Source organism: Leeuwenhoekiella sp. NPDC079379 (genome assembly GCF_044542075.1).
GTDB lineage: Bacteria > Bacteroidota > Bacteroidia > Flavobacteriales > Flavobacteriaceae > Leeuwenhoekiella.
This window is the reverse complement of record NZ_JBITTU010000001.1, coordinates 464,588-489,504: the sequence shown is the minus strand read 5'-3', so window position 1 is coordinate 489,504 and position 24,917 is coordinate 464,588. Positions and strand designations below refer to the sequence as shown.

Sequence of the window (24,917 nt, the reverse complement as noted above, 5' to 3'; positions counted from 1 at the left end):
GGTTTTTAATTTAGGGCTATATTGTCAATAAGGCGAACATCTCCTGCAAAAACAGCGATGAACGCTCTGTACAATTCGTTTGCTTTTTTAGATTCAGTATGTTCTAAAGTACTTGCGTTTGCAATTTCAAAATATTCAAGTTTCAATGTGCTATCTGCAAAAGCATTAGTAACAAATTGATGTACATCACCTATAGATTTGTCGTTAAATAGTTCTTTTGCTTTCAGTAAGGTGCTATATATAAAAGGGGCAATCTCTCTGTGACTTTGTGACAACCTCATATTGCGAGAGCTTTCTGCAAGACCATCATCGTGACGGCTAATTGGACAACCTATAATTGCAACAGGTAGTTTTTCTATAGCAACAAGTTTATTTACAATCTGAAGTTGCTGGTAATCTTTCTCGCCAAAAAAGGCAAAATGAGGCTGTACTATCTCAAAAAGATACTTTAATACAGTAGCTACGCCTTCAAAATGACCGGGTCTAAAAGCACCTTCCATTACCATATTGAGGCCTTCAAAATCATAATCTATAGATTTAATTTTAGAACCATAAATCGTTGTAGTGCCAGGTGCAAAAACAAGCAAATTTGGGTTGATTTTCTCAAGGAGTTCAAGGTCTGCCTGAAGGTCTCTTGGATAGGTCTCTAAGTCCTGACTATTATTGAATTGCGTGGGATTTACAAAAATACTAACAACCACAACATCACATCTTTCTAAGGCAAAATTAAAGAGACTGGCATGGCCCCGATGCAATGCTCCCATAGTGGGGACAAAACCTATTTTTGAACCATTTTCTTTATGCTTTGCAACGGCGTTAGAAATTTCTGGTCTATTAGTGTATACGTGCATGGGGATTAATTTAACAGGCGGCAAAATTACTATATTACTGGCAATCTGCATAAATTTTCGTAATTTTGCGTGTTTTTTAGCCTTAATAGAAACTTAGAAGCACACATATGAAAAATAAGAGGATATTGTACGTATCATCTGAAGTTATACCTTATTTGCCAGAGACAGAGATTGCATCTATGTCTTTTGAGGTACCTCAAATGGTTAATAGTAAGGGAGGTCAGATTAGAATTTTTATGCCTCGATACGGAAATATCAACGAAAGACGTCATCAATTACACGAAGTAATACGCCTTTCTGGTATGAACTTAGTTATTAATGACTTTGACATGCCTCTTATAATTAAAGTAGCATCAATACCTAAAGAACGTATTCAGGTTTACTTTATTGATAACGAAGAGTACTTTAAACGTAAAGCGACTTTTACAGATGAAGACGGAAACTTATTTGCAGATAATGACGAGCGCGCTATATTTTTTGCGAAAGGAGTTGTTGAAACTGTAAAAAAATTAAATTGGGCACCAGATATTATCCACGTTCACGGGTGGTTGGCATCTTTATTACCCCTTTATTTGAAGAAATATTATGCGAGTGAGCCACTTTTCAAACAAAGTAAAATAGTTACTTCTGTTTACAATAAAGGCTTTGACGATACGCTTAATATGCAATTAATAGATAAAATAGCTTTTGACGGTATAGACAAAGGTGAGATTGCAGAATTGGAAGAGCCTACCTATTCAAACTTGATGAAGGTAGCGATTAAAAATTCTGACGCGGCAATTATAGGTTCGTCAGATTTAGATGAAGAGCTTTCCAGCTATCTAAATGTGACCAAAATACCGGTATTACCCTATAAGAAAAAGGAAGAGTTTGCTCAGGCTTATGAGGAATTCTACACGACTAAGGTTTTAGATTAAAAAAAAACGAATGAAATTAAATGATTTGTTGGTGAGAACATTAGGAATACTAATGCTTCTTTTTATTGCCGCCTCTTGTGAAGATGATTTTTTAGAGATTGGAGATGGTTTAGTGGATTCTAGTAATTTTACTTCGGGTGTAGAAGCCTTTAATGTAGTTGCTTATAATGAGCAGCTTGTCGATAAAAATGGTGTGCAGACTAATGGTTTAAGTGTAGGTATTTTAGGGCTTTATGATGATCCGCTTTATGGAACAACTACAGCTTCTACACTAAGTCAGGTAGGTTTAACTACATACAATACTACCTATGGTACAAATCCCGTAATAGATTCTATAGTTTTTACAATGCCGTATTTTAGTACGCAGTCTGTAAATGAAGATAGCGAGACAATATATACGTTAGATTCTATATCGGGTACAAGCCCTATAAAGCTAACAGCATATAGGTCTAATTATTTGCTTACAAACAATGCTCCGCCAGATTTTGCAGATGCTGCAATATATTATTCTGACGATTTACCGGATTTCACTGGTGTACGTGGAGATTTTCTTTTTGAAAAAGAAGTTTTGCCGTCAAATGCTCCCGTAATTACAACTGTACCCGCAGAGGCAACCGCAGAAAATCAAGACCCCGTAGCGACTACAAATTCTCCCAGGTTACGCTTTAGATTAGATGGTCTAACTACAGGGGCGAACTCTGCATACTGGCAAGATGTAATTTTTGCTAAAGAGGGACAAGATGTTCTTTTTAATGGTAATGCCTTTAGAAATTATTTTAGAGGGATTTATCTAGATGCAGAGCCTATAGGTAATGCAGGCAATTATTTTGTGTTTGACAAAGCCAATACTTCAATAGTAATTTATTATAAATCAGGGGCCGAGGCTTCTCGTGTTTCAGGGAGTGTGACCATGGGATTTTCGGGTAATTCTGTTGTAAACTTTGAGAACAATTTTAAAACTTCGGTTACAGATAGATTAGCTAGTGTCAATACTACTGAAGGTGATGCAAATCTGTTTTTAAAAGGAGGTCAAGGTAGTATGGCTGTCGTTGAGCTTTTTGGAGCAGATACAGATAATGATGGTATTCCAGACGATTTAGCTGAACTTAGAGCAAAAAACCGACTTATAAGAGAAGCTAATCTTGAATTTTTTGTAGATCAGTCTACTATTAGTGCATTGTCGGCTTCGCCAATTTCAGAACCAGAGCGTATATATATTTACGATCTAGAAACAAATCAACCTTTAGTAGATTTTTCTATAGATGCAAATATTTCTTCTCAAGGAGTAATTACAGCAGTAGGTACGACGCATTTAGGTCCTTTAACTAAAACGGAATCAGGAGCAGGAATTAGTTACAAAATACGAATCACCGAATATATAAAAGACCTTCTAAATTCAGATAATGATAGTCCTAATACCAGACTTGGTGTTGTGGTAAGTCAAAATCTTACTGCTATAGGAACGGGTAGAATAGATAATAAGATTTCTACAGATTACCCGAACAGAATTCCTTACGCATCAGTGGTTTCTCAAAAGGGAACAGTTCTTTACGGAAGTAATTCTTCGGTACCTGATGCGCAGCGTCTTAAGTTGAGAATATTTTATTCTGAATCAGGAAATTAAATAAATTATATGTGCGGAATAGTAGGTTATATTGGGCACCGGGAGGCTTACCCTATCATCATGAAGGGGCTTCAGCGACTGGAGTATCGAGGATATGATAGTGCTGGTGTTGCAATATATGATGGAGAATCTATACAGCTTTACAAGACTAAGGGTAAAGTAGAAGATTTAAAAAAGAAGGTCGAATCTTCAATAAATACAAAAGGAAATTTAGGAATAGGTCACACGCGATGGGCAACACATGGGGTTCCTAATGACGTGAATTCACACCCACATTATTCAAATTCGGGAGATCTTGTAATTATACATAATGGAATCATTGAGAATTATGATGCCATAAAAAAAGAACTTACTAATCGTGGTTTTTCCTTTAAATCAGATACCGATACAGAAGTTTTAGTAAATCTTATCGAAGATGTACAAATAAATCAGGGTTTAAAGCTTGGTAAAGCAGTACAAGTAGCATTAAATCAAACCGTAGGTGCTTATGCGATTGCAGTATTTGATAAAAAAAAACCTAATGAGATTGTAGTTGCAAGATTAGGTAGTCCATTAGCCATAGGTATTGGCGAGGGGGAGTTTTTTATTGCATCAGACGCATCTCCTTTTATAGAATATACCACAAATGCGCTATATCTAGAAGATGGTGAGATGGCGATTGTGCGTTTAGATAAAAAAATTAAAGTTTTTAGCATTAAAGATGATGCGTTAGTTACCGCTCCCTATATTCAAGAATTAAAGTTAAATCTTGAGCAAATAGAGAAAGGGGGTTACAAGCATTTTATGCTTAAAGAAATATATGAACAGCCTCAGGCGATACGCGATACTTTTAGGGGGCGTATGCGTGTAAAGGAGGGTATTATCAAAATGGCGGGTGTAGATGACCATATTGATAAGTTTATAAATGCAAAAAGACTCGTGATTTTAGCCTGCGGAACTTCGTGGCATGCAGGTCTGGTTGCAGAGTATATTATTGAAGAATTAGTACGTATTCCTGTTGAAGTAGAATATGCTTCAGAATTTAGATATCGTAATCCGGTTATTGAAAAAGGAGATATTGTAATTGCAATTTCTCAAAGTGGAGAAACAGCAGATACCATGGCTGCAATGAAACTTGCTAAAGAGCAGGGAGCCTTTGTGTTTGGTGTTTGTAACGTAGTAGGCTCTTCTATATCTCGTGAAGCTCATGCAGGTGCGTATACTCATGCGGGACCAGAAATAGGTGTTGCATCAACAAAAGCATTTACCACACAAATTACTGTACTTACGTTGCTAGGTTTAAAAATAGCAAAAGCAAGAGGAAAAATATCGACTTCAGACTTTCATATGCATTTACAGGAGCTAAATCATGTACCTCAGAAAGTAGAAGAAGCATTGCAAAGCAATGAGCAGGCAAAGAAAATTGCAGAAGTGTATAAAGACGCAGCTAACTTTTTATATTTAGGTCGTGGGTTTAACTTTCCGGTAGCTTTAGAGGGCGCTCTAAAGTTAAAAGAGATCTCTTATATACACGCAGAAGGCTATCCTGCTGCAGAAATGAAACATGGCCCTATTGCCCTTATTGATGAGCAAATGCCTGTAGTGGTTATTGCAACACGTAAAGGTCATTATGATAAAATTGTAAGTAATATACAAGAGATAAAAAGCCGAAAGGGGAAAATTATAGGGATCGTTACAAAAGGAGATGTTACTGTACGCGATCTTGCAGATTATGTTATAGAAGTTCCAGAGATAATGGATTCTATGTCGCCGCTTTTGACCACAATACCATTACAATTGTTATCCTATCATATTGCAGTGATGCTTGGAAAAAATGTAGATCAGCCTCGTAATCTGGCAAAATCAGTTACGGTTGAATAAGCTCATATACAGGTCTTAATCACCTATAAATTAAACAACAAAAGCCTATCTGTAAAAGAAGGCTTTTGTTGTTTATAAGCGTTTTTCTACTAAAAAAAAATCAACCGATTAAATTCAACTAAAGAGGGTTAGTTTTTTTAATATTAAAAACTATCTTTGCACGATGAAAAAAAGCAGGTGTTTTTATGCACTATTAATTTTTTTCAACTACATATTTTGCTAAACATTAAATAGTTAAGAATGTCAAACGTTACAGGTAAAGTTTCCCAAATTATCGGCCCTGTTGTAGATGTGGAATTTGCAAGCATTGCAGATCTTCCAAAAATTTATGATTCATTAGAAATCACTAGAGCAGACGGAAGTCTTCTGGTACTTGAGGTGCAATCACACGTAGGTGAGAACACAGTTAGAACTATCGCTATGGATTCTGCAGATGGTTTGAGCAGAGGTACAGATGTAGTCGCTACAGGTTCGCCTATACAAATGCCGATAGGTGATGATATCTACGGAAGATTATTTAATGTAATTGGTGATGCTATTGATGGTATAGGTAACCTTCCTAAATCTGGAAATGCAGGTCTTCCTATTCACCGTGAAGCACCAAAATTTGAAGATTTATCAACTTCTACAGAAGTTTTATTTACAGGTATTAAAGTAATTGACCTTATTGAGCCTTATGCAAAAGGTGGTAAAATTGGTCTTTTTGGTGGTGCTGGAGTAGGTAAAACGGTATTAATTCAAGAGTTGATTAACAATATTGCAAAAGGTCACGGTGGTCTTTCTGTATTCGCCGGAGTAGGTGAGCGTACTCGTGAGGGTAACGATTTACTACGTGAGATGTTAGAGTCTGGTATTATAAAATACGGTGACGACTTTATGCATTCTATGGAAGATGGTGGTTGGGATCTAACTAAAGTAGATAAAGAAGCTATGAAAGGCTCTAAAGCTACTTTTGTTTTCGGTCAGATGAATGAGCCTCCAGGGGCGCGTGCTCGTGTGGCTCTTTCAGGATTAACAATTGCTGAATATTTCCGTGATGGAGCAGGAGAAGGCCAAGGTAAAGACGTTCTTTTCTTCGTAGATAACATTTTCCGATTTACACAAGCGGGATCTGAAGTATCTGCTCTTTTAGGTCGTATGCCATCTGCGGTAGGTTACCAGCCTACATTAGCAACAGAAATGGGTGCGATGCAAGAGCGTATTACTTCCACAAAAAGAGGTTCTATTACATCTGTACAGGCGGTTTATGTACCTGCAGATGACCTTACAGACCCGGCACCGGCTACAACTTTTGCTCACTTAGATGCTACAACAGTACTTTCTCGTAAAATTGCAGAATTAGGTATTTATCCTGCGGTTGATCCTCTAGATTCTACTTCTCGTATTTTATCTGCAGCTATTTTAGGTGATGAGCATTATAACTGTGCTCAAAATGTAAAAGAGTTATTACAGCGTTATAAAGAACTTCAGGATATTATTGCCATTTTAGGTATGGAAGAACTTTCTGAAGAAGATAAATTAGCTGTGGGTCGCGCACGTCGTGTACAACGTTTCTTATCTCAACCGTTCCACGTTGCAGAGCAGTTTACAGGTATACCAGGAGTTTTAGTTGATATCAAAGAAACCATAAAAGGATTTAATATGATTATGGATGGGGAGTTAGACCACCTTCCAGAAGCAGCTTTTAACCTTAAAGGTACTATCGAAGAAGCTATCGAAGCTGGAGAGAAAATGCTTTCTGAAGCTTAAAAATAAGTACGCAGTTTTCAGGTAGTGGTTTTACAACTGCAAACTGTAACTGTAAACTGAAAACTAGAAGATATGCATTTAGAAATAGTAAGTCCAGAGGCTACTTTGTATAGCGGTGAAGCGTCATCAGTAACACTTCCGGGTGTAGATGGTGGGTTTCAAATTTTAGATAATCACGCGCCTATAGTTGCTCTTTTAGAAAAAGGAGTGGTTAAGGTTAAAGGAGCTATACTTTCAGAAAAAGCTAAAAAGCAATTTACAGCCGGAAAAGAAGCGGGAGAGTTTGTTCTTGCAATCAATTCTGGTACTGTAGAAATGAAAGATAACAGAGTAATTGTATTAGCAGACTAAATACTGGTTTGTCATACACATAAAAGAAAAGCGCTTAATCTTTAGATTAAGCGCTTTTTTTATGAATAGGTTTATTGAGTTTAAAAGAGCACTCAATTTTCATATTAATTCTTAGATAACCATGCATCGCGTGAAATTACAGCCTGTTTTTCAGCCTTTTGCTTTAGAGTTATAAAATAGGTCGGGTCTGCTGATAGTGTAGCATTTGTAGTTCTCAAACCACCGAATCGAGTGAATTCAATATTCAAGTTGTCTCCTACTTTTTTAGAAGCTAAAAGAGTGTTGAAGTCCTCTATACCTGTAAAAGGAGTTTCATCTATAGATATTATAAGATCACCTTTATCAAGGCCGGCTTTGTATGCAGGGCTTCCTTTAAATGTGATTCTAGTAATTTCCAAACCAGTTTCTGTCTTTCTGAACGAAGCGCCAAAATATGGCTTGTTAGCGTCCTGTTCAAGATTTAGTCCTACTTGTTCAAATAATTCGGCATAATTGGGCATCTCACTGTGGTAGATATATTTTTCAAAAAAGTTTTGGGCAAATGCATCGCCTGCATAATCGGCTAGTGTAGTTTCAATATCAGCAACGGTATAGGCTACTTCTGTCTTGCCATAATTCTTCCACATTAACTTCATAAAGTTATCAAGGTTTAGATTCTTTTCACGTAAGCTCAAATCTAAAGCCAATCCCAAAACACTGCCGTATGAGTAATAGGAAATAAACATATTCTCACGATTTACGGGATCTACCGAAGTTGCAGCATCTACAAAGGGCGCCTGATTGCTCATCTCAATGGGGTTGAAATACTGCAATGCAGGAGAGTTCCAAACATAATTAAACGTGCCATTAAGACCTTCAACATATTCTTCTGTTGTAATAACACCTGCACGTTCTAAAATCAGATTTGTGTAGTAGCTGGTAAACCCTTCGGCAAACCAAAGACTGTTGCTCATATTGGCTTTATCAAACTGAAACGGTTCTAAGTCCGCCGGGCGAATGCGCTCCACATTCCAGCTGTGAAAGTACTCGTGTGCAACCGTGCCAATATTACCTTTCATTCCTCCATTGGCCAAAGTTTCGGTATCGGTTAGTATGGTGCTGTTGCGGTGTTCCATTCCGTCACCGGAAACATTAGGCATATAACACGCTAAAAACGTGTATTCGCCATAATCGTATTTTGGTAACTCCCCAAAAACAGCTTTTTCCTGGAACACAATTTTTTGAACTTTATCCCAGTATTCATCAAATTCGGCTTCTGTTCCCGGGTCGTGTAAAACAAATTTGATGGTCTGACCGTCTACTTTAAATTCACGTAGTTTGTAATCACTTATTTCGGTGGGACTATCTAAAAAATAATAGAGATTAGGAGCAGAGTAAGTTGTATTTCCTTCGTATTTGAGTTGGGTAGCCACTTTCCAATTCAGGTCTTTGCGTGTATTAAATGTGATTTCTATTGGGCGTTCCTGTAAGCTTTCAGCATACATAAATGTAGCGGGCATATTAAGGTGCGCGTGCGTTTCATCAACTTGAGAATAGGTTCCGTCAGCACGATTTGCAAAAAGAATGTATTCTATATTAATAGTTCCGTCTGTGTTTGTGATTACCCAGCTGTAGGGATCATTTCGATCTATTTCTAAGATTTCGCCTGCCCCGTTTGTAGCTTTAAAACCGTAGACATTTTTGGCGAATTCGTGAATGGCATAACGTCCCGGTGAAGATCTACTCATTTGTACGCGTAGCGTTTTAGATTTTACCTGCGGAAAGGTAACCTGTACCACGGCCTCGTGGTGAACTGCATTGTCAAAAGAAATTGTATAGGTGTTAGTTTGTGCCTGAAGTGATAGGCTTACAAGAAGGAAGGCAATCCAAAGTTTCATAAAATACTATTTGCATTAAAAATAATTAAACAAATGCAAATGGGTACTAGAAACCTGCCTATTTCTAATCCCTTCCTTTGGAGGGATGAGGGGAGGAAAAGGCTAAAATATCCCCCGGCTGACACTCTAATGCTTCACAAATGGCTTCTAAAGTAGAAAACCGAACCGCTTTTGCCTTCCCCGATTTTAGAATGGAAAGGTTTGCCTCCGTAATGCCTACAATCTCTGCTAGCTCTTTACTCTTCATATTGTGGTCTGCCAATACCTGGTCTAAATTGATGATGATGGGCATAGCTAGACGGTTAAATCGTTTTCTTCTTTCAGTTTTAAAGCCCTTGCAAACGCGTTGCTAAGGAGTAGAAAGAGTACTCCTACAATTAAAAGAAATAAAAGAAGGTTGAAATTTGAAGTTCCAAAAGTGATACTGAGTTGACTCTTAACCGTAAGCAAGGAATAGATTCCTATAAAAATGAATGAACCCAATGCGCAAGCCGTAAAAAACTGTCCGGTTCTTTTAGTACGTATAATGACTTCTTCAGAAAAGAGCTTGTTTTTAATAAGTAGTAAACCGGCAAACTTTCTCAAGTGGTAAAAACCTGCAAAGAATAAAAGAAATAGCGCAAAGAATATAAGTGTAAAGAGCAATGCCTTTCCACTAAATCCATCTTCAGTAAACGGAATATTTACATTGATAATGCTTTGCTCCGGAAAAATCAGGATATATAAGATAGTTCCCGGAAAAAAGACAACAATGGGAATCATCAAATAAAAAGCCAAATCAATAAGCGATTTGAAGAGTTTGTTTAAGTTCATCGTTTTAATAATGGGTTACACCTATACTTACCTTATCTGCAACAAAAGCCATGACTGTAAAGAGAATTACAACTGATGCGGCTACAATTAATAATACATTTTTAGTTTTCATAATTTTAAATATTATCGTTTTACGATAACAAATATAATTTAATTATTGAAAAACAATAATTTATTTTTAGATTTTTGAAATTAAAATATGTTTCTTCCCTTCTTTGGAGAGTTTATCTTTACGTGATGCTACCTAAAAAATTACAGATAAAACTTGATCAGCGGAGTGCAGCTAATGCGTTACGCAAATTAGGCTCCTCTTCTTTGGAGGGCCTGGGGAAGGACGTCGATTTCTCTTCTAATGATTATTTGGGTTTTTCTAAAAACAAGAACATTTTCTTCCGCGCAAGCAAAATTTTAGAGGAACAAGACCTGCAAGAAAACGGTGCAACCGGTTCGCGTTTACTTTCTGGCAATCACAAGCTTTACGATCTGGCAGAAGCGTTTATTGCAAAAACACATCAGGTTGAAGCAGCATTGATTTTCAATTCGGGTTACGATGCTAATGTGGGATTTTTTAGCAGTGTGCCGCAACGTGGTGATGTGATTTTATACGATGAGTTTATTCACGCCAGCATTCGCGACGGTATCCAAATGAGTAATGCGAAAGCGTATAAGTTTAAGCATAACGACCTCCAGGATTTAGAATCAAAACTGTTACTTCGAGCGCAGTCGAGAAGTCGAGCGGGTCACACTGCGCTTGTCGAAGTGCAGTCGAGATGTTTGGCAGAATCAACTGGTTATGAAATTTACATCGTCACTGAATCGGTTTTCTCCATGGATGGTGATACTCCAGACCTTAAAGCGATGGTGAATTTATGTGAAAACTATAACGCCCATTTTATAGTTGACGAAGCTCACGCCCTCGGTGTATTTGGGACCGGCATCATTGATAATTTGAGTCTTGCCCCGCGTGTATTTGCAAGGCTTGTGACATTTGGTAAAGCGATGGGCTGTCACGGAGCAGCGATTTTGGGTTCGGAAGATTTAAAAAGTTACCTTGTTAATTTTGCCCGAAGTTTAATTTATACCACCGGTTTGCCGCCGCATAGTGTAGCAACCATCTTAGCATCTTATAAACAGCTTACAAATGTCACCCCGAGCGCAGTCGAGGGGCTTTCCGATGAAGTGAAAAAGCTTGAAGATATTATTCAATTTTTCATTAATGAAATTAAAGTTAAAAACCTTCAAGGGTATTTTATCCCAAGTGATTCTGCAATACAATCTGCGGTAATACCCGGTAATGATACGGTTAAAAGGATTTCGCTTCAGCTTAAAGAATCTGGTTATGAGGTTAAAGCGATTCTTTCGCCTACAGTACCTGCAGGACAGGAACGCTTACGATTTTGTTTACACAGCTACAACACACAAGAAGAGCTTAAAAATGTACTTGAGCGACTTACAAAATGTTTAGATACATTCTCTATAGATTAAGCTTGTGGTAGTACCTTTGCAGGACTATGGCTAAACAAACTTTTTTTATAACAGGAATTTCAACTGAGGTTGGCAAAACAGTGGCTTCGGCGATTGTTACTGAAGCGTTAGAAGCGGATTACTGGAAGCCCATTCAGGCGGGAGATTTAGAACATTCTGATACACACAAAGTCAAAGAATTTATCTCAAACAGCAAGACTCAATTTCATCCTAATGCCTTCAGTTTAAAAACGCCTATGAGTCCGCATGCAGCAGCAGCAATTGATGGTGTTCAAATCGTTTCTGCAGAAGTAAAACGACCCGAAACTAAAAACAATCTGGTGATTGAAGGAGCGGGAGGCCTCTTGGTTCCTATAAGTGATACCGAAACGATTCTAGATTTAATTGAGCCAAATGACAAGGTGATTGTAGTTTCAAGACATTATTTAGGAAGCATCAATCATACGTTGCTTACAATTGATAGACTGAAACAAGCCGGGAAAACCATTTTCGGAATTCTTTTCAGCGGAGCCAAACATCCCACCACTGAGGCCGTAATTGAAAAAATGAGCGGTGTTAAGATCATTGGCCGTATTGATGAAGAACCTTATTTTGATAAGATGGTGGTTAAAGAATATGCTGATCTTTTGAAGGAACGTCTACAGTAGGAAGTCACAATAAGCAGGCTTGTACGAATTTTAAACTTTGAATTTTGAATCTAACTGAACGCGATAAAAAACACATTTGGCATCCGCTAACGCAGCATAAACTACATCCGGAAGCAAAACCCATTGTTAAAGCTAAAGGAGCTTTACTTTATGATGAGGATGGAAATGAATATGTAGATGCAATTTCCTCCTGGTATACTGCCATGTACGGGCATTGCAACGATTTTATTATCGACCGCGCCTATAAACAAATGCAGCAGTTAGATCAGATTATTTTTAGTGGTTTTACACACGAGCCGGCAGTAGAACTTTCCGAAAAATTAATGGAAATCTTACCTTCTAATCAAGCCAAGTTGATGTTTAACGATAACGGCTCTACTGCTACCGAAATAGGTATTAAAATGGCGTTGCAGTACCATCATAATAAAGGTGCTGATCGCAAAACACTTTTGGCATTTGAAGAGGGTTTTCACGGCGATACCCTGGGTGCAATGTCTGTAAGCGGATTATCTGTTTACAACGGTCCGTTTGAAGAATTTTTTATTGATGTAAAACGCATTCCATTGCCTAACGGCGAAAATATTAACGATGTACTTCGTGCCATTGAGACTTTTCATAAAGAATCTCCATTAGCCGGATTCATTTACGAGCCTTTAGTGCAAGGTGCTGCGGGGATGAAAATGTATCAGCCTGAACATCTCGAGCCTGTTTTAAAAAAATGTAAAGACCTTGGGATTATTACCGTGGCTGATGAGGTCATGACCGGCTTCGGTAAAACCGGAAGCTTTTTTGCTTCAGATCACATAAATATAAAACCTGATGTGATGTGTCTGTCAAAAGCTTTAACCGCCGGTTTGGTTCCTATGGGGATCACCACTTGTACTCAGGAGATTTACGATGCTTTTTATGCAGATGATATAGGTAAAGGTCTGTTTCACGCGCACACCTATTCAGCTAATCCCATCGCTTGCGCAACCGCAATTGCCGGGATAGAATTGTTGCAGTCTGAAAAAATTCAGGCCAACATCAAACAAATTATGAGCTGGCATCAGCAATTTGCTGAAGAACTAAAAGATCATCCTAAAGTGCGTGTTACGCGACAACAAGGTGTAATTTTTGCTTTAGAACTCGCACTAGAAATGGAACGTTATGGCAACTTGCGCTACCAAATTTATGAGGCGTGTATGACTGAGGGTGTGTACCTGCGGCCACTGGGCGAGACTATATATATATTGGCGCCTTATGTAACGACTCAAGAGCAAATGGAAAAAGTGTATGCTGTGATCAGGAAGGTTTTAGATACTTTTTAGTAATCTCCAGCTTTTAGTTGACTTTTATTTAGATCTATAACTTTGTTAGTATTTTCAAGAGTAACCTGAAAAATCTCATAGAGTATTTCATCATCCTCACCAGAAGATTTAAGTTCTACTAAAGCTTCTCCTTTAGGGCCTTTTATGGGAAACGATGCTTCTGCAGTTTTATCGCCGTTGTTGTAATTTACTTTATAACTGCCAAAGCCATTTTTCTCTATGGGTTCTCCCAGGGCTTCAATTACTGCAGGGTTATTTTGTACAAGTTCTAGCGCCTCGTCACCGCCGCTGCTATTTTGTACTTTATTAACAAAGCCAAAGATTGCTCCTCCTATTAGAAGAATTCCGATGATAATAATGGTAAAACATCCACCCACGGGTACGACCCATTTCCAGTTGCGAGACCACCAGCTGCGTTCTTCTTTTACTAATTCGTTCATTGATTTTTGTAGTTGATTGATTCTACGAATCTAAGTAAATCTTTTAAAACTTGATTTTTTGATGTTCTCATTAACTGATATAGTAATTTTGCGATGTATAAAAAATCAGTTTTTAAATACTGATTTTGTCAAAAATAAATCCAGTTGAAACACATAGTTGCACTAACGGGAATTTCTGCTATTTCTGCTACGGGAGAAGATACGAATCTGCACAATAGCTTAGCAAATCATAACTTATCTTTTGACGAAGATCTTGACGCCTGGGTAGGTAAACTGCCTAAAGAAATTCAGTTTAAAATTGAAAAAATACGAGAGGAAAACCGCAATTATCAGGCACTCGATCCTTCAGTATTGTATGCGATGCATGTATCTCGTAATGCAGTAGCGCAAGCCGGCTGGAGTTTTGAGAGTAAATTTGGTATTAATATAGGTTCGTCACGTGGAGCAACGCAGCTTTTTGAAACCTATTACAATACATTTTTAAAAGAAGGTAAAACCGAAACTCTGGCATCACCCACAACCACTTTAGGTAATATCTCCTCCTGGGTTGCTCAGGATTTACAGAATAATGGACCCGATATTTCGCACTCTATAACCTGTTCTACGGCGTTACACTCCCTACTCAATGGCGTTGCCTGGTTACAGTCGGGTATGTGTGATAAATTTTTAGTAGGTGGTAGTGAGGCAGCGTTAACACCATTTACTATAGCTCAAATGCGTGCAATGAAAACCTACAGTCGAGCGGGTCAAGAGGCTTCTTATCCGTGCCGTGCTTTTGATCTTGATAAAACCGAAAACACTATGGTTTTAGGAGAAGGGGCAGCATCAGTCTGTTTAGAACTTGGTAAAAAAGAAAATGCGCTTGCTTACATTACGGGAATAGGTTACGCCACAGAAAAATTGAAACATGCCGTCTCTATTTCTGCCGAAGCCACGTGTTTTCAAAAGTCTATGAAGATGGCACTAGAAGATGCTTTTGTAACTGGTGATAGTGTAGGGATTAGCTCTGTTAGAGAGATGGCTGGTACTGTAGATGCCATTGTGATGCACGCTCCTGGGACACTATTAGGAGACAGCAGTGAGTTTAAGGCTATACACGCACTATTTGGTGAAGACCTTCCGTTATTAACAACAAATAAGTGGAAGGTAGGTCATACTTTTGGTGCCAGCGGTTTATTAAGTTTTGATCTTGCCGTAAAAATGCTGCAATCGCAACAGTACGAGCAAGTGCCCTTTATTTCGCCGCAAGCAAAACATAAAGAGATTAAGAATATATTAGTTAATGCAGTAGGTTTTGGCGGTAATGCTGTTAGTATTTTGTTGCGTAAAGCCTAGCTTTTTCACATTTATAAACAACAGATTTAGTATTTTTGACACGCTTCCTAGAGCTATGAAATTTACTTTGGGAAAAAAGATTAATTCTTTTACTTCCGGAGATTTAAAATGAAACAGATGAAACATAACTGGACTCGCGAGGAAATCCTCGATATCTATAATAAACCTTTAATGGAATTGCTTTATGAAGCTGCGACAACACACCGCTTGCATTACGATCCCAATACCGTACAGGTTTCTACATTATTATCAATTAAAACAGGTGGTTGTCCCGAAGATTGTGGGTATTGCCCGCAAGCTGCGAGATATCATACAGATATTGAGGGTAATGATTTAATGGGAGTTCAGCAGGTAAAAGCACAGGCTTTACGCGCTAAAGCTGCAGGAAGTTCACGCGTGTGTATGGGTGCGGCATGGAGAAATGTTAAGGATGGTGAAGAGTTTGATCAGGTTTTAGAAATGGTGCGTACCATTAATAAACTTGATATGGAGGTGTGTTGTACTTTAGGTATGATTACCGAAAATCAGGCGCAACGCCTGGCAGAAGCTGGTTTATACGCTTATAACCATAACTTAGATACTTCTGAAGATTATTATAAAGATGTAATCTCGACACGTGCTTTTCAAGATCGATTAGATACGATAGGAAATGTACGCAAGACTAATGTTACGGTTTGTAGCGGCGGTATTATTGGGATGGGAGAAAAAGTAGAAGATAGAGCCGGTATGCTTGTTGCTCTTGCGACTTTAGACCCGCAGCCAGAAAGTGTGCCTATAAACGCATTAGTCGCGGTAGAAGGCACCCCAATGGAAGATATTGAGCCTATTTCTATATGGGAAATGGTGCGTATGGTTGCAACTACCCGTATTGTAATGCCACAAACACAAGTACGACTAAGCGCAGGACGTACTCAAATGAGCAGAGAAGGGCAGGCAATGTGTTTCTTTGCGGGAGCAAATTCGATTTTTGCAGGAGATAAGTTGTTAACTACACCTAATCCTGATGTAAATGAAGATATGAAAATGTTTGAATTGTTAGGCTTAAATCCGCAAGCACCTTTTGTAAAAAAGGCGAAACCAGAAACTGTAGAAGCTCAAGATTCTAAACATATACCTACCGGTGAAAAGCCAAAATGGTCAAGACCGGGTCACACGATACCTCGTAATGAAGAAGCTAAGGCAAAAGCCAAAGCTTAATTCTAATACATATATATTTGAAGCTTACCGAAATAAATAGGGTAAAAACAATTACTAAAGCAGAATTTGTTAAAAATTATTTGAAACCACAAAAACCTGTGGTTATCGAAAATTTAATTGAAGATTGGCCTGCTTTTGATAAATGGGATCTTGACTACATTAAAGATGTGGCCGGTGATAATGAAGTGCCATTATATGATGATAGGCCGGTTACTCACGAAGACGGCTTTAACCAGGCTCATGCAAAAATGAAAATGGCAGATTATATAGATTTGCTGCAGAAAGAGCCTACGACCTATCGTATTTTTTTATACAATATTATGAAAGAAGTCCCTACACTCAAGAAGGACTTCAATTTTCCTAAAATAGGATTGCATTTAATTAAGCAAATACCAATGGTTTTCTTTGGTGGTGAAAACTCACGGGTTTTTATGCATCACGATATAGACTTCGCAAATATTTTGCATTTTCATTTCCACGGAAAAAAGCAGGTTGTTTTATTCCCTCCGGAGCAAACTGAAAATTTATATAAAGTACCGCACTCATTAATAACCAGAGAGGATATCGATTTTGATAATCCTAATTATGATAAATTTCCGGTTTTGAAAAAAGCTGAAGGGTTTATCTGCGAACTTAACCACGGCGAAACATTATATATGCCTGAAGGATATTGGCACTATATGAAGTATGTAACGCCTGGTTTTAGTATGAGTTTACGTTCGCTACCTAGAAAGCCAAAACATCTATTACGCGCCGTTTATAACGTCTTCATAATGCGTCATTTTGATGGGTTAATGCGTCGAAGAAAAGGACAAGCTTGGATTGACGAAAAAAATGAGCGTGCGATTACTGAAACACATACCGCTCACGGAATTTAGATAGGTTTTTGATTCTTAATTTATTTGAAATTTATTAGCCTGTCTCGTTGTTATTACTGTATAGAAATTTAGTTTTTAATCAAATTAAGATTGATCATCGCAAATTATGCATACACGCGATGTAAATGAGCATAATTTCTTTGTCACGAATAAAGTAGAGTAGTTATTGAAGGGTAGTTAAGGAATTAGTTCTGTTGTTTTTTCATAAATCCAATCTCCTGGCCAGCCCCTGTAAAATAAGTAATCGGCAAGTTTTTTTCTTTTTTTGTATTTGTCTTTTTCGGAGTTGAGTTGATCAAAGCGTTTGTCTGCTAATAAATCAAAAGTTTCTAGATATTCTGATTCTGGAATTTCAGTAAAGGCTTTTCTAATAATATAATCACCTATTTCACGTTGCTTGAGTTCTTGTTTAATACGGTTTTTCCCCCATTTTTTATGTCTGAATTTTCCACGTGCAAAACTACGTGCGAAGCGTTCTTCATCTAAAAATTTGTGTTGAAGCAGATGATATATAATTTCATCAATAGCTTCAGGGATCATACGCATTTTATAAAGTTTCTCTCGTACTTCTTTATGGCAACGATCCTGATAGGCGCAAAAGCTTTCAAGCTTTCGCTTTGCTTCTTCTAACGTATAGGTTTTTACAGGTTGCTGCATTATAAAATTTAATCACGCAAAGATATAAAACAAAAAACCCCCACCGTTTGCACGATGAGGGTTGTTTCAGTTTATCTAATTTCTTTCCCGTCTTTATCTGTAAAACGGTACTCGAGATACGTGTAAGCATCTCTGGGCATTATTTTAACCCACTTTTTATGTTCTATAAACCATTTAGAACGTACTGATGGGAAGCCTTTTGTCAAGAAGGCCTCTATAAAAGGATGCGTATGTAACGTTATCTTCTTATAGTCTTTTTTAAATAATTTTACTAAGTCTGCTTGTATGCGACTTACGACACTAATAGGTGCTTCAATCTCACCATCTCCGTTAGGATCTTTTTCCCTTGTTTTGATATTCATTTCAGGTCGTACACGTTGACGTGTAATCTGAATAAGTCCAAATTTACTAGGAGGTAAAATTTTATGTTTAGCGCGGTCATCACTCATTTCATCACGTAAGTGATTAAAAAGAGTTTTACGATTTTCGGCCTTACCCATATCTATAAAGTCTACAACAATAATACCGCCCATATCGCGTAGGCGCAATTGGCGGGCTACTTCTGTGGCGGCAATCATATTTACTTCCAAAGCTGTTTCTTCCTGACTTTTGGCTTTATTAGAACGGTTACCACTATTTACATCAATAACATGTAAAGCTTCGGTATGCTCGATAACTAAATAAGCCCCACGACTCATAGATACAGTCTTCCCGAAGGAAGTTTTAATTTGTCGTTCAATGCCATGTTTTTCAAAAACAGGAACATTACTTTGGTGTAGTTTTACGATATTTTCTTTGTTAGGCGCAATCTCTTGCAGATATTCTTTAATTTGATAATACAATGTCTCGTCATCTACGCAGATTGCAGTAAAGGTGTCATTAAACAAGTCTCTTAACATAGAAGAGGCTCTATTCATCTCACCTAAAACTTTACTGGGCAAATGGGCATTGTGTAATTTTTTACACATGGCAGTCCAACGGTCTACCAGGTTTTGTAGATCTTTATCTAACTCTGCAACCATTTTTCCTTCAGCGACAGTACGCACAATTACGCCAAAACCTTTTGGTCGTATGCTTTGCATGAGGCGTTTAAGGCGTGCTTTTTCTTCTTTAGATTCTATCTTTTGAGAAATAGAAATACGGTCAGAAAAAGGAACTAAAACCACATATCTTCCGGCGATAGAAAGCTCGCTGCTTATTCTTGGGCCTTTTGTAGAAATGGGTTCTTTAACTACCTGTACTAGAATAGATTGATTAGATTTTATAGCATCTGCTATTTTTCCATTTTTATCAATATCTTTTTCCGTAGGAAAGTTTTTTAAGGAGTAATCCTTGAGTTTACCTGTGCTTACACGTTTTACAAATTTCAAAAGAGTGGGAAGCTGGGGTCCTAAATCGTGATAGTGCAAAAATGCATCTTTCTCGTAGCCTACATTGACAAATGCGGCATTAAGACCAGAAACCGTTTTGCGTATTTTAGAGATAAAAATATCTCCTACTGCAAATTGGTTATCTTCCTCATCCTTATGTAATTCTATTAGTTTACCATCTTTTAAAAGGGCAAAATCAACTGAAGTGGAACTGGATCTAATGATTAATTCATTATTCACGCTTCATTAAATTATATCCACAGCCTAAGCCTGATATACAGGTTTTTGCTGCAAAAAGATTAAACATTTTTTTTCACAGGATTTTGTAAACGTTAGAAGTTTTACACATTAAATTATGCGAAGACTCCAGATGTCAATGAACATAGGTTATCATAACAAACGTTATAATAACAGAAAAAGTAGTACTAGACTACTTTTTCTTTTTGTGACGGTTAGCGCGACGACGTTTTTTACGTTTGTGCGTTGCTACCTTGTGTCTTTTTCTTTTTTTACCACTTGGCATAAGAGCTCGGTTTAATAATTAATAGTTAGTTTTCGTCTACTGATACGTTTGACTTAACTCCTTCTACAAAAACCTTAGCAGGTTTAAACGCAGGGATGTTATGTGCGGGTATCTTAATAGTAGTATTTTTAGAAATGTTACGGCCGGTTTTCTCAGCACGTGTTTTAATAATAAAACTTCCAAAACCTCTTAAGTAAACATTGTCTCCACTTTCCAGAGAATTCTTCACTTCGGTCATAAATGTTTCAACAGTTGCCTGAACGTCATTTTTCTCAATTCCTAATTTCTCGGAAATCTTAGCAACAATATCTGCTTTTGTCATTATTTATTGTTTTAGGGGGTTAAAAATTTTCAAGGGTGCAAATATACACATTAATAAATCAATATTTCAAACGTAAAAGATTAAAATATAACTACATAAACGGCTAAATTGAACAAAAGGTATTTTTTGTGTTAAATTTCTCTAAAAAACTAATTGACTGGTACTTACAAAATAAAAGAGCGCTTCCCTGGAGGTCTACAAGTGACCCATATTACATTTGGCTTTCAGAAATCATACTTCAACAAACACGAGTTGAGCAGGGAACACCCTATTATTTCAAGTTTATTTCGTCATATCCCGATGTAAAATCACTTGCTGACGCAGATGAGGATGCGGTTTTAAAATTATGGCAAGGGCTGGGCTACTATTCAAGAGCTCGTAATCTGCACGCTACCGCAAAAAAAGTAGCTTATGAATTAGGAGGTGTCTTTCCCTCTACCTATACCGATATTATTAAATTAAAAGGTGTGGGTGATTATACAGCTAGTGCGATTGCGTCTATATGTTTTAACGAAGTAAGAGCAGTAGTAGATGGTAATGTATACAGAGTGCTTTCTCGTATTTATGGTATAGATACTCCTATAGATTCTACATCTGGTAAAAAAGAGTTTAAGGAATTGGCTCAAAAACTTATAGACATTAAAGATCCGGCTACGTTTAATCAGGCGGTTATGGAGTTTGGTGCTACGCAATGCAAGCCCAAAAATCCGTACTGTTTACATTGTCCTTTTCAAACAGACTGTGTCGCTTTTCAGCAGGGTAGAATAGATAAACTCCCCTATAAAGAAGGAAAAACAAAAGTGCGGGACCGGTTCTTTAATTATGTAATATTAATAACTCAAGATAGAAAAACTGTTTTGAGCAAGCGAGAAGAAAAGGGTATTTGGCAAGGTCTTTATGATTTCCCATTACTTGAGTCTACTAAAGATCTTGATAGTAAAACGTTTAGCAAACGCGTCAAAGACTTTTCTATTATAGGAATAGATGGTCCTGTTCTTTTTAGTGATTTAGAGGTTGAGTCTGTTAAGTTAGGTCAAATAGAACCTATTATTCATAAGTTATCGCATCAAAGACTTTACGTTAAATTCTGGATAGCTAAACTGGTAGAAGCTAAGGGTCTTCAAACGATACCATTTACAAGCTTTAGCGAGTTTGCTGTGCCTAGAGTTATAGATCGGTTTATGGAAACTTTTGATTTTGAGGATTATTAACTTCAAAATACCTTGAAAAGTATGAGATTTATGGCAAAGGCTTAACGTGTTTTTAGTTGAGCAACTACTTAATTTTAGTTACTTTTGATCTTTCAAATTAAGATTATGTCAGGTACACTAAATAAAGTAATGTTAATAGGCCACACCGGAGACGATGTTAAAATGCACTATTTTGAAGGTGGTGGTAGTATAGGGCGTTTTCCGCTTGCTACAAATGAGACATATACAAATAAAACTTCTGGAGAGCGCGTAAGTTCTACAGAGTGGCACAATGTTGTTGTACGTAATAAAGGAGCAGAGATTTGCGAAAAATACCTGAAGAAGGGTGACAAAGTATATATAGAAGGACGTATTAAAACTCGTAAATGGCAGGATGAGTCTGGTATTGAGCGTTACAGTACAGAGATACAATGTACAGATTTTACATTTTTAACACCTAAAGAAAGCGGTGGTATAGATTCTTCTACAGCTCAACCAGCTCAAAGTAGACCTGCTGCAGTAGCTAAGCCAAAAGCAGCGCCATCTCCTGTAACTCCTGCAATTGAGGAGGAAGAAGATGACCTTCCTTTTTAAAAAGTATAAACTAAACACCATCATTTAATTGGATCCCGACCCCCCAAGTTTGCTGCTCATTCAACAAAGCTTTTCAATAACCACGGTTGTAGAAATTATAGCGGTGCTTATTTTACTGGTTTTTTCAGCTTTAATTAGCGGTACTGAGGTTGCTTTTTTCTCACTTACTCCTTCAGATTTAGAGCTAGATCCCGATAAGCAATCTAGAAAAGAAAGTATTGTTGCGGGATTGTTAGAAAAGCCAAAAAAACTTCTTGCAACAATACTGGTTGCTAATAACTTTATAAATATTGCTATTGTTTTAATATTCACAGGTCTGGGAGAGACGTTATTCTCAGGTCTTGATGGTTTAAAGGTTTGGGTAGTAGATCTAAGGTTTTTAGTAGAAGTTTTAGGAATTACCTTTCTTATACTTATGTTTGGTGAGATTTTGCCTAAAGTCTACGCCAGTAGAAATAAGGTAAAGTTTTCTGGCCAAATGGCATATCCCATGCTGGTTTTAGATTTTATCATTACACCCTTAAGTATGCCTATGCGTTCTATAACGCTGTTGCTTCAGGATCGCCTGGGCAAGCAAAAGGCTAATATAAGTATAGATCAATTAGGGCAGGCATTAGAATTAACCAGTGAAGAGGATACATCTTTAGAAGAGCAAAAAATTCTAAAAGGTATCGTGAGTTTTGGTAATACAGATACCAAGCAGGTAATGAAACCTAGAATGGATGTGTTTGCGCTTAATGAAGAGTCGTCTTACTCGACTATAATTCCGTTAATAATTGAGAATGGGTATTCACGTATTCCTGTTTATGCTGATAATGTAGATAATATATCTGGGATTCTCTATGTAAAGGACCTCCTGCCGCATATAGATAAAGAAGATTTTGAATGGACCTCTCTTTTAAGAGATCCATATTTTGTGCCCGAAAATAAAAAGCTAGATGATCTCTTAAATGAATTTAAAGAGAAGCGAATACACCTTGCAATTGTCGTAGATGAATATGGCGGTACAAGTGGTTTAATCTCTATGGAAGATATCATAGAAGAAATTGTGGGAGATATTAGCGATGAGTTTGACGATGAAGATATTATCTTCTCTAAGCTAGATGACAACAATTATATTTTTGAAGGAAAGACATCACTTAAAGATTTTTACAAAGTTTTGAGAATGGATGACCCCTCTTCATTTGAAGATAACAAAGGGGAGGCTGAAACTTTAGCCGGTTTTCTTTTAGAGATTTCAAAAGGTTTTCCGAGGAAAAACGAGATACTAAATTTTGAGCATTATGCGTTTACGATAGAGGTGATAGATCAAAAACGTATTAAGCAAATTAAACTTACAATTAGAGACACCGAATAAAGCCGGGTTTCTTATAATCTTTATAGTATTGAATCTAAAAGCAGCACATTTATTGGTTTTATGCAGTTTTCTGTTATGTTCTTGCAAAGATGATGTATTGCCAAAGCCCGATGCTTTTTTAGCACTCAACTATAAGGCTCCTGAATATTCTTTATATGGTTCAGATGCGTGTTCTTATAAATTTATGAAAAACGCATTGGCCGTAGTGCGTTATAAAAGCGATTGCTCTGCTGTTTTAGAATACCCTGCATTAGATGCTGCATTGTATCTTACATACCGGCCGGTAGAAAATAATATAAAGGAACTGTTGACTGATGCTCAAAAACTCACTTATGAGCACGTTATAAAGGCAGATAACATTTCTGAAGAGAAGTATTTGAACGATGAGCATAACGTATATGGTATGTTTTATGACGTTGCTGGTAACGCAGCTTCCCAATCTCAATTTTACATTACAGATAGTACTTCCCATTTTATAACAGGTTCTATTTATTTTAATGTAAAACCTAACTACGATAGTATTTTACCTGCTGCTGCTTATATGAAAAATGATATTCGTCATTTGATGGAGTCTCTAAGGTGGAAGAAATAGCCAAGACCTAGTGTCATATTCCCATTTATTAATCACAATTTTGCAGCCATATTTTTGGCAATGGAGAATGATACTAAAAAATGGATTTACCTCATTATACTTTCACTGGTTTGGGGCAGTTCTTATATACTAATTAAAAAAGGTCTGGTGGGGTTAACACCGCTTCAGTTAGGTGCTGTACGCATCACTTTCTCTACTATTTTTCTGTTTATTATAGGGTTTAAATCTGTTTTTACAATTACTCGAAAGCAGTGGCCCTGGATTGCACTTAGTGCTTTGCTAGGTACCTTTCTTCCTGTATTTCTATTTGCTTATGCAGAGACTGAGATTAATAGCAGTATCGCTTCAATATTAAATTCACTGGTGCCTCTCTTTACTATGTTTTTAGGTTATGTGATTTTTAAAATACCCTTTACGGGAAATCAAGTACTTGGAGTTTTAATGGGGCTTGCGGGAGCAGGGATTCTTATTTTTAAAGGAGCTGAGGTAAACCCAGAGCAGAATTATTTGTTTGCGGGTTTTGTGGTTCTTGCGGCGCTTTGTTATGCAGGTAATGCAAATATTATAAAATCGAAGTTACAGGAAGTTTCCTCTAAGGCAATAGCAGTAGGTAATTTTACAGTAATGATTATTCCGGCGTTAATTGTTCTTTATTTCTCAGGTGTTTTAGAGCTTGATTTATCAAATAATATAGTCTCAGAATCTCTGATGTATGTAGGTGTGCTTGCTGTAGTGGGAACAGGAATCGCTAAAATTTTATTCAATAGGCTCATTCAGATTTCGTCTGCCGTGTTCTCAACATCGGTGACCTATTTGATTCCCGTAATTGGTATTTTTTGGGGTTTACTTGATGGTGAATTATTCACCTTGATTCATTTTTTAGGAGCGATGGTGATTCTTTTGGGTGTATATCTCGTAAACCGTAAACAAAAAAAAGACCGACGATTAAGCCGGTCTTCTTAAGTATTTAAAAAGCTG

24 protein-coding genes are annotated in these 24,917 nt (G+C 37.2%); 16 read left to right on the top strand and 8 right to left on the bottom strand.

The window, feature by feature from the left end; genetic code table 11:
* Positions 1-5: 5 nt before the first annotated feature.
* A complete protein-coding gene (gene panC, locus ACIGAM_RS02085; RefSeq protein ID WP_396509802.1) occupies positions 6-851 on the bottom strand; it encodes a pantoate--beta-alanine ligase in 846 nt (281 codons plus the stop codon).
* 107 nt (positions 852-958) lie between these two features.
* Between panC and ACIGAM_RS02080 the strand changes: the two genes are divergently transcribed.
* The 5 genes from ACIGAM_RS02080 (at position 959) to ACIGAM_RS02060 (ending at position 7,352) form a co-directional block, all read left to right on the top strand.
* Positions 959-1,768 (top strand): glycogen/starch synthase, encoded by an 810-nt coding sequence (locus tag ACIGAM_RS02080; RefSeq protein ID WP_028376905.1) that lies wholly within the window; start codon positions 959-961, stop codon positions 1,766-1,768.
* 10 nt (positions 1,769-1,778) lie between these two features.
* Positions 1,779-3,392, top strand: a complete 1,614-nt coding sequence (locus ACIGAM_RS02075; RefSeq protein WP_396509801.1) for a DUF4270 domain-containing protein — start codon at positions 1,779-1,781, stop codon at positions 3,390-3,392.
* A gap of 9 nt (positions 3,393-3,401) precedes the next feature.
* Positions 3,402-5,252: a glutamine--fructose-6-phosphate transaminase (isomerizing) gene (glmS, locus tag ACIGAM_RS02070; protein WP_396509800.1), complete on the top strand. Its 1,851-nt coding sequence runs from the start codon at positions 3,402-3,404 to the stop codon at positions 5,250-5,252.
* A 240-nt stretch (positions 5,253-5,492) separates the two neighbouring features.
* On the top strand, positions 5,493-7,001 hold the full coding sequence (gene atpD, locus ACIGAM_RS02065) for a F0F1 ATP synthase subunit beta (RefSeq protein ID WP_396509799.1): 1,509 nt from the start codon (positions 5,493-5,495) through the stop codon (positions 6,999-7,001).
* A 72-nt stretch (positions 7,002-7,073) separates the two neighbouring features.
* Positions 7,074-7,352 carry a F0F1 ATP synthase subunit epsilon gene (locus ACIGAM_RS02060; RefSeq protein WP_396509798.1) on the top strand — a complete coding sequence of 93 codons (279 nt, stop codon included), beginning with the start codon at positions 7,074-7,076 and terminating at the stop codon, positions 7,350-7,352.
* A gap of 104 nt (positions 7,353-7,456) precedes the next feature.
* Here ACIGAM_RS02060 and ACIGAM_RS02055 read toward each other — a convergent pair whose 3' ends face one another.
* From ACIGAM_RS02055 to ACIGAM_RS02045, 3 genes are all read right to left on the bottom strand, one after another.
* On the bottom strand, positions 7,457-9,229 hold the full coding sequence (locus tag ACIGAM_RS02055) for a M61 family metallopeptidase (RefSeq protein ID WP_396509797.1): 1,773 nt from the start codon (positions 9,227-9,229) through the stop codon (positions 7,457-7,459).
* Between the two features lie 64 nt (positions 9,230-9,293).
* Positions 9,294-9,521 carry a helix-turn-helix domain-containing protein gene (locus ACIGAM_RS02050; RefSeq protein WP_396509796.1) on the bottom strand — a complete coding sequence of 76 codons (228 nt, stop codon included), beginning with the start codon at positions 9,519-9,521 and terminating at the stop codon, positions 9,294-9,296.
* A gap of 2 nt (positions 9,522-9,523) precedes the next feature.
* The gene (locus tag ACIGAM_RS02045; RefSeq protein ID WP_396509795.1) at positions 9,524-10,042 is read right to left on the bottom strand and encodes a DUF2975 domain-containing protein; all 519 of its coding nucleotides are present in this window, start codon (positions 10,040-10,042) and stop codon (positions 9,524-9,526) included.
* Between the two features lie 237 nt (positions 10,043-10,279).
* Between ACIGAM_RS02045 and ACIGAM_RS02040 the strand changes: the two genes are divergently transcribed.
* Genes ACIGAM_RS02040 through bioA form a run of 3 tightly spaced genes read left to right on the top strand, consistent with a single transcriptional unit; the run spans position 10,280 to position 13,484 of the window.
* A complete protein-coding gene (locus ACIGAM_RS02040; protein WP_396510082.1) occupies positions 10,280-11,527 on the top strand; it encodes an aminotransferase class I/II-fold pyridoxal phosphate-dependent enzyme in 1,248 nt (415 codons plus the stop codon).
* Between the two features lie 26 nt (positions 11,528-11,553).
* Positions 11,554-12,174, top strand: a complete 621-nt coding sequence (bioD, locus tag ACIGAM_RS02035) for a dethiobiotin synthase (protein WP_396509794.1) — start codon at positions 11,554-11,556, stop codon at positions 12,172-12,174.
* Between the two features lie 44 nt (positions 12,175-12,218).
* The gene (gene bioA, locus ACIGAM_RS02030) at positions 12,219-13,484 is read left to right on the top strand and encodes an adenosylmethionine--8-amino-7-oxononanoate transaminase (RefSeq protein ID WP_396509793.1); all 1,266 of its coding nucleotides are present in this window, start codon (positions 12,219-12,221) and stop codon (positions 13,482-13,484) included.
* On the opposite strand, the gene ACIGAM_RS02025 is transcribed toward bioA, so the two are convergent.
* A complete protein-coding gene (locus ACIGAM_RS02025; protein ID WP_396509792.1) occupies positions 13,481-13,924 on the bottom strand; it encodes a cytochrome c oxidase assembly factor Coa1 family protein in 444 nt (147 codons plus the stop codon). The two genes, bioA and ACIGAM_RS02025, sit on opposite strands and share 4 nt — an antisense overlap.
* Positions 13,925-14,068: 144 nt before the next feature.
* Here ACIGAM_RS02025 and ACIGAM_RS02020 point away from each other — a divergent pair, with 144 nt between their 5' ends.
* From ACIGAM_RS02020 to ACIGAM_RS02010, 3 genes are all read left to right on the top strand, one after another.
* Positions 14,069-15,259 (top strand): beta-ketoacyl synthase N-terminal-like domain-containing protein, encoded by a 1,191-nt coding sequence (locus tag ACIGAM_RS02020; protein ID WP_396509791.1) that lies wholly within the window; start codon positions 14,069-14,071, stop codon positions 15,257-15,259.
* A 108-nt stretch (positions 15,260-15,367) separates the two neighbouring features.
* Positions 15,368-16,456, top strand: coding sequence for a biotin synthase BioB (bioB, locus tag ACIGAM_RS02015; RefSeq protein ID WP_396509790.1), 1,089 nt, complete (start codon positions 15,368-15,370; stop codon positions 16,454-16,456).
* 17 nt (positions 16,457-16,473) lie between these two features.
* A complete protein-coding gene (locus tag ACIGAM_RS02010) occupies positions 16,474-17,334 on the top strand; it encodes a cupin-like domain-containing protein (RefSeq protein ID WP_396509789.1) in 861 nt (286 codons plus the stop codon).
* A 177-nt stretch (positions 17,335-17,511) separates the two neighbouring features.
* Here ACIGAM_RS02010 and ACIGAM_RS02005 read toward each other — a convergent pair whose 3' ends face one another.
* The 3 genes from ACIGAM_RS02005 to ACIGAM_RS01995 form a co-directional block, all read right to left on the bottom strand.
* The gene (locus ACIGAM_RS02005; protein ID WP_396509788.1) at positions 17,512-17,991 is read right to left on the bottom strand and encodes a regulatory protein RecX; all 480 of its coding nucleotides are present in this window, start codon (positions 17,989-17,991) and stop codon (positions 17,512-17,514) included.
* A 71-nt stretch (positions 17,992-18,062) separates the two neighbouring features.
* The gene (locus ACIGAM_RS02000) at positions 18,063-19,601 is read right to left on the bottom strand and encodes an Rne/Rng family ribonuclease (RefSeq protein ID WP_396509787.1); all 1,539 of its coding nucleotides are present in this window, start codon (positions 19,599-19,601) and stop codon (positions 18,063-18,065) included.
* A 308-nt stretch (positions 19,602-19,909) separates the two neighbouring features.
* Positions 19,910-20,206: an HU family DNA-binding protein gene (locus tag ACIGAM_RS01995; RefSeq protein WP_028376886.1), complete on the bottom strand. Its 297-nt coding sequence runs from the start codon at positions 20,204-20,206 to the stop codon at positions 19,910-19,912.
* A gap of 128 nt (positions 20,207-20,334) precedes the next feature.
* On the opposite strand from ACIGAM_RS01995, the gene mutY reads away from it, so the two are divergent.
* The 5 genes from mutY to ACIGAM_RS01970 all read left to right on the top strand — a co-directional run bounded on the left by mutY (position 20,335) and on the right by ACIGAM_RS01970 (position 24,902).
* Positions 20,335-21,417, top strand: a complete 1,083-nt coding sequence (mutY, locus tag ACIGAM_RS01990) for an A/G-specific adenine glycosylase (RefSeq protein WP_396509786.1) — start codon at positions 20,335-20,337, stop codon at positions 21,415-21,417.
* Positions 21,418-21,522: 105 nt separating this feature from the next.
* Entirely contained in the window at positions 21,523-21,990 is a 468-nt protein-coding gene (locus tag ACIGAM_RS01985; protein WP_396509785.1) for a single-stranded DNA-binding protein, read from the top strand.
* A 28-nt stretch (positions 21,991-22,018) separates the two neighbouring features.
* Positions 22,019-23,347 (top strand): gliding motility-associated protein GldE, encoded by a 1,329-nt coding sequence (locus tag ACIGAM_RS01980; protein WP_396509784.1) that lies wholly within the window; start codon positions 22,019-22,021, stop codon positions 23,345-23,347.
* Positions 23,348-23,375: 28 nt separating this feature from the next.
* Entirely contained in the window at positions 23,376-23,939 is a 564-nt protein-coding gene (gldD, locus tag ACIGAM_RS01975; RefSeq protein WP_396509783.1) for a gliding motility lipoprotein GldD, read from the top strand.
* Between the two features lie 60 nt (positions 23,940-23,999).
* Positions 24,000-24,902 carry a DMT family transporter gene (locus tag ACIGAM_RS01970; RefSeq protein WP_396509782.1) on the top strand — a complete coding sequence of 301 codons (903 nt, stop codon included), beginning with the start codon at positions 24,000-24,002 and terminating at the stop codon, positions 24,900-24,902.
* The last annotated feature ends 15 nt before the right edge of the window (positions 24,903-24,917 follow it).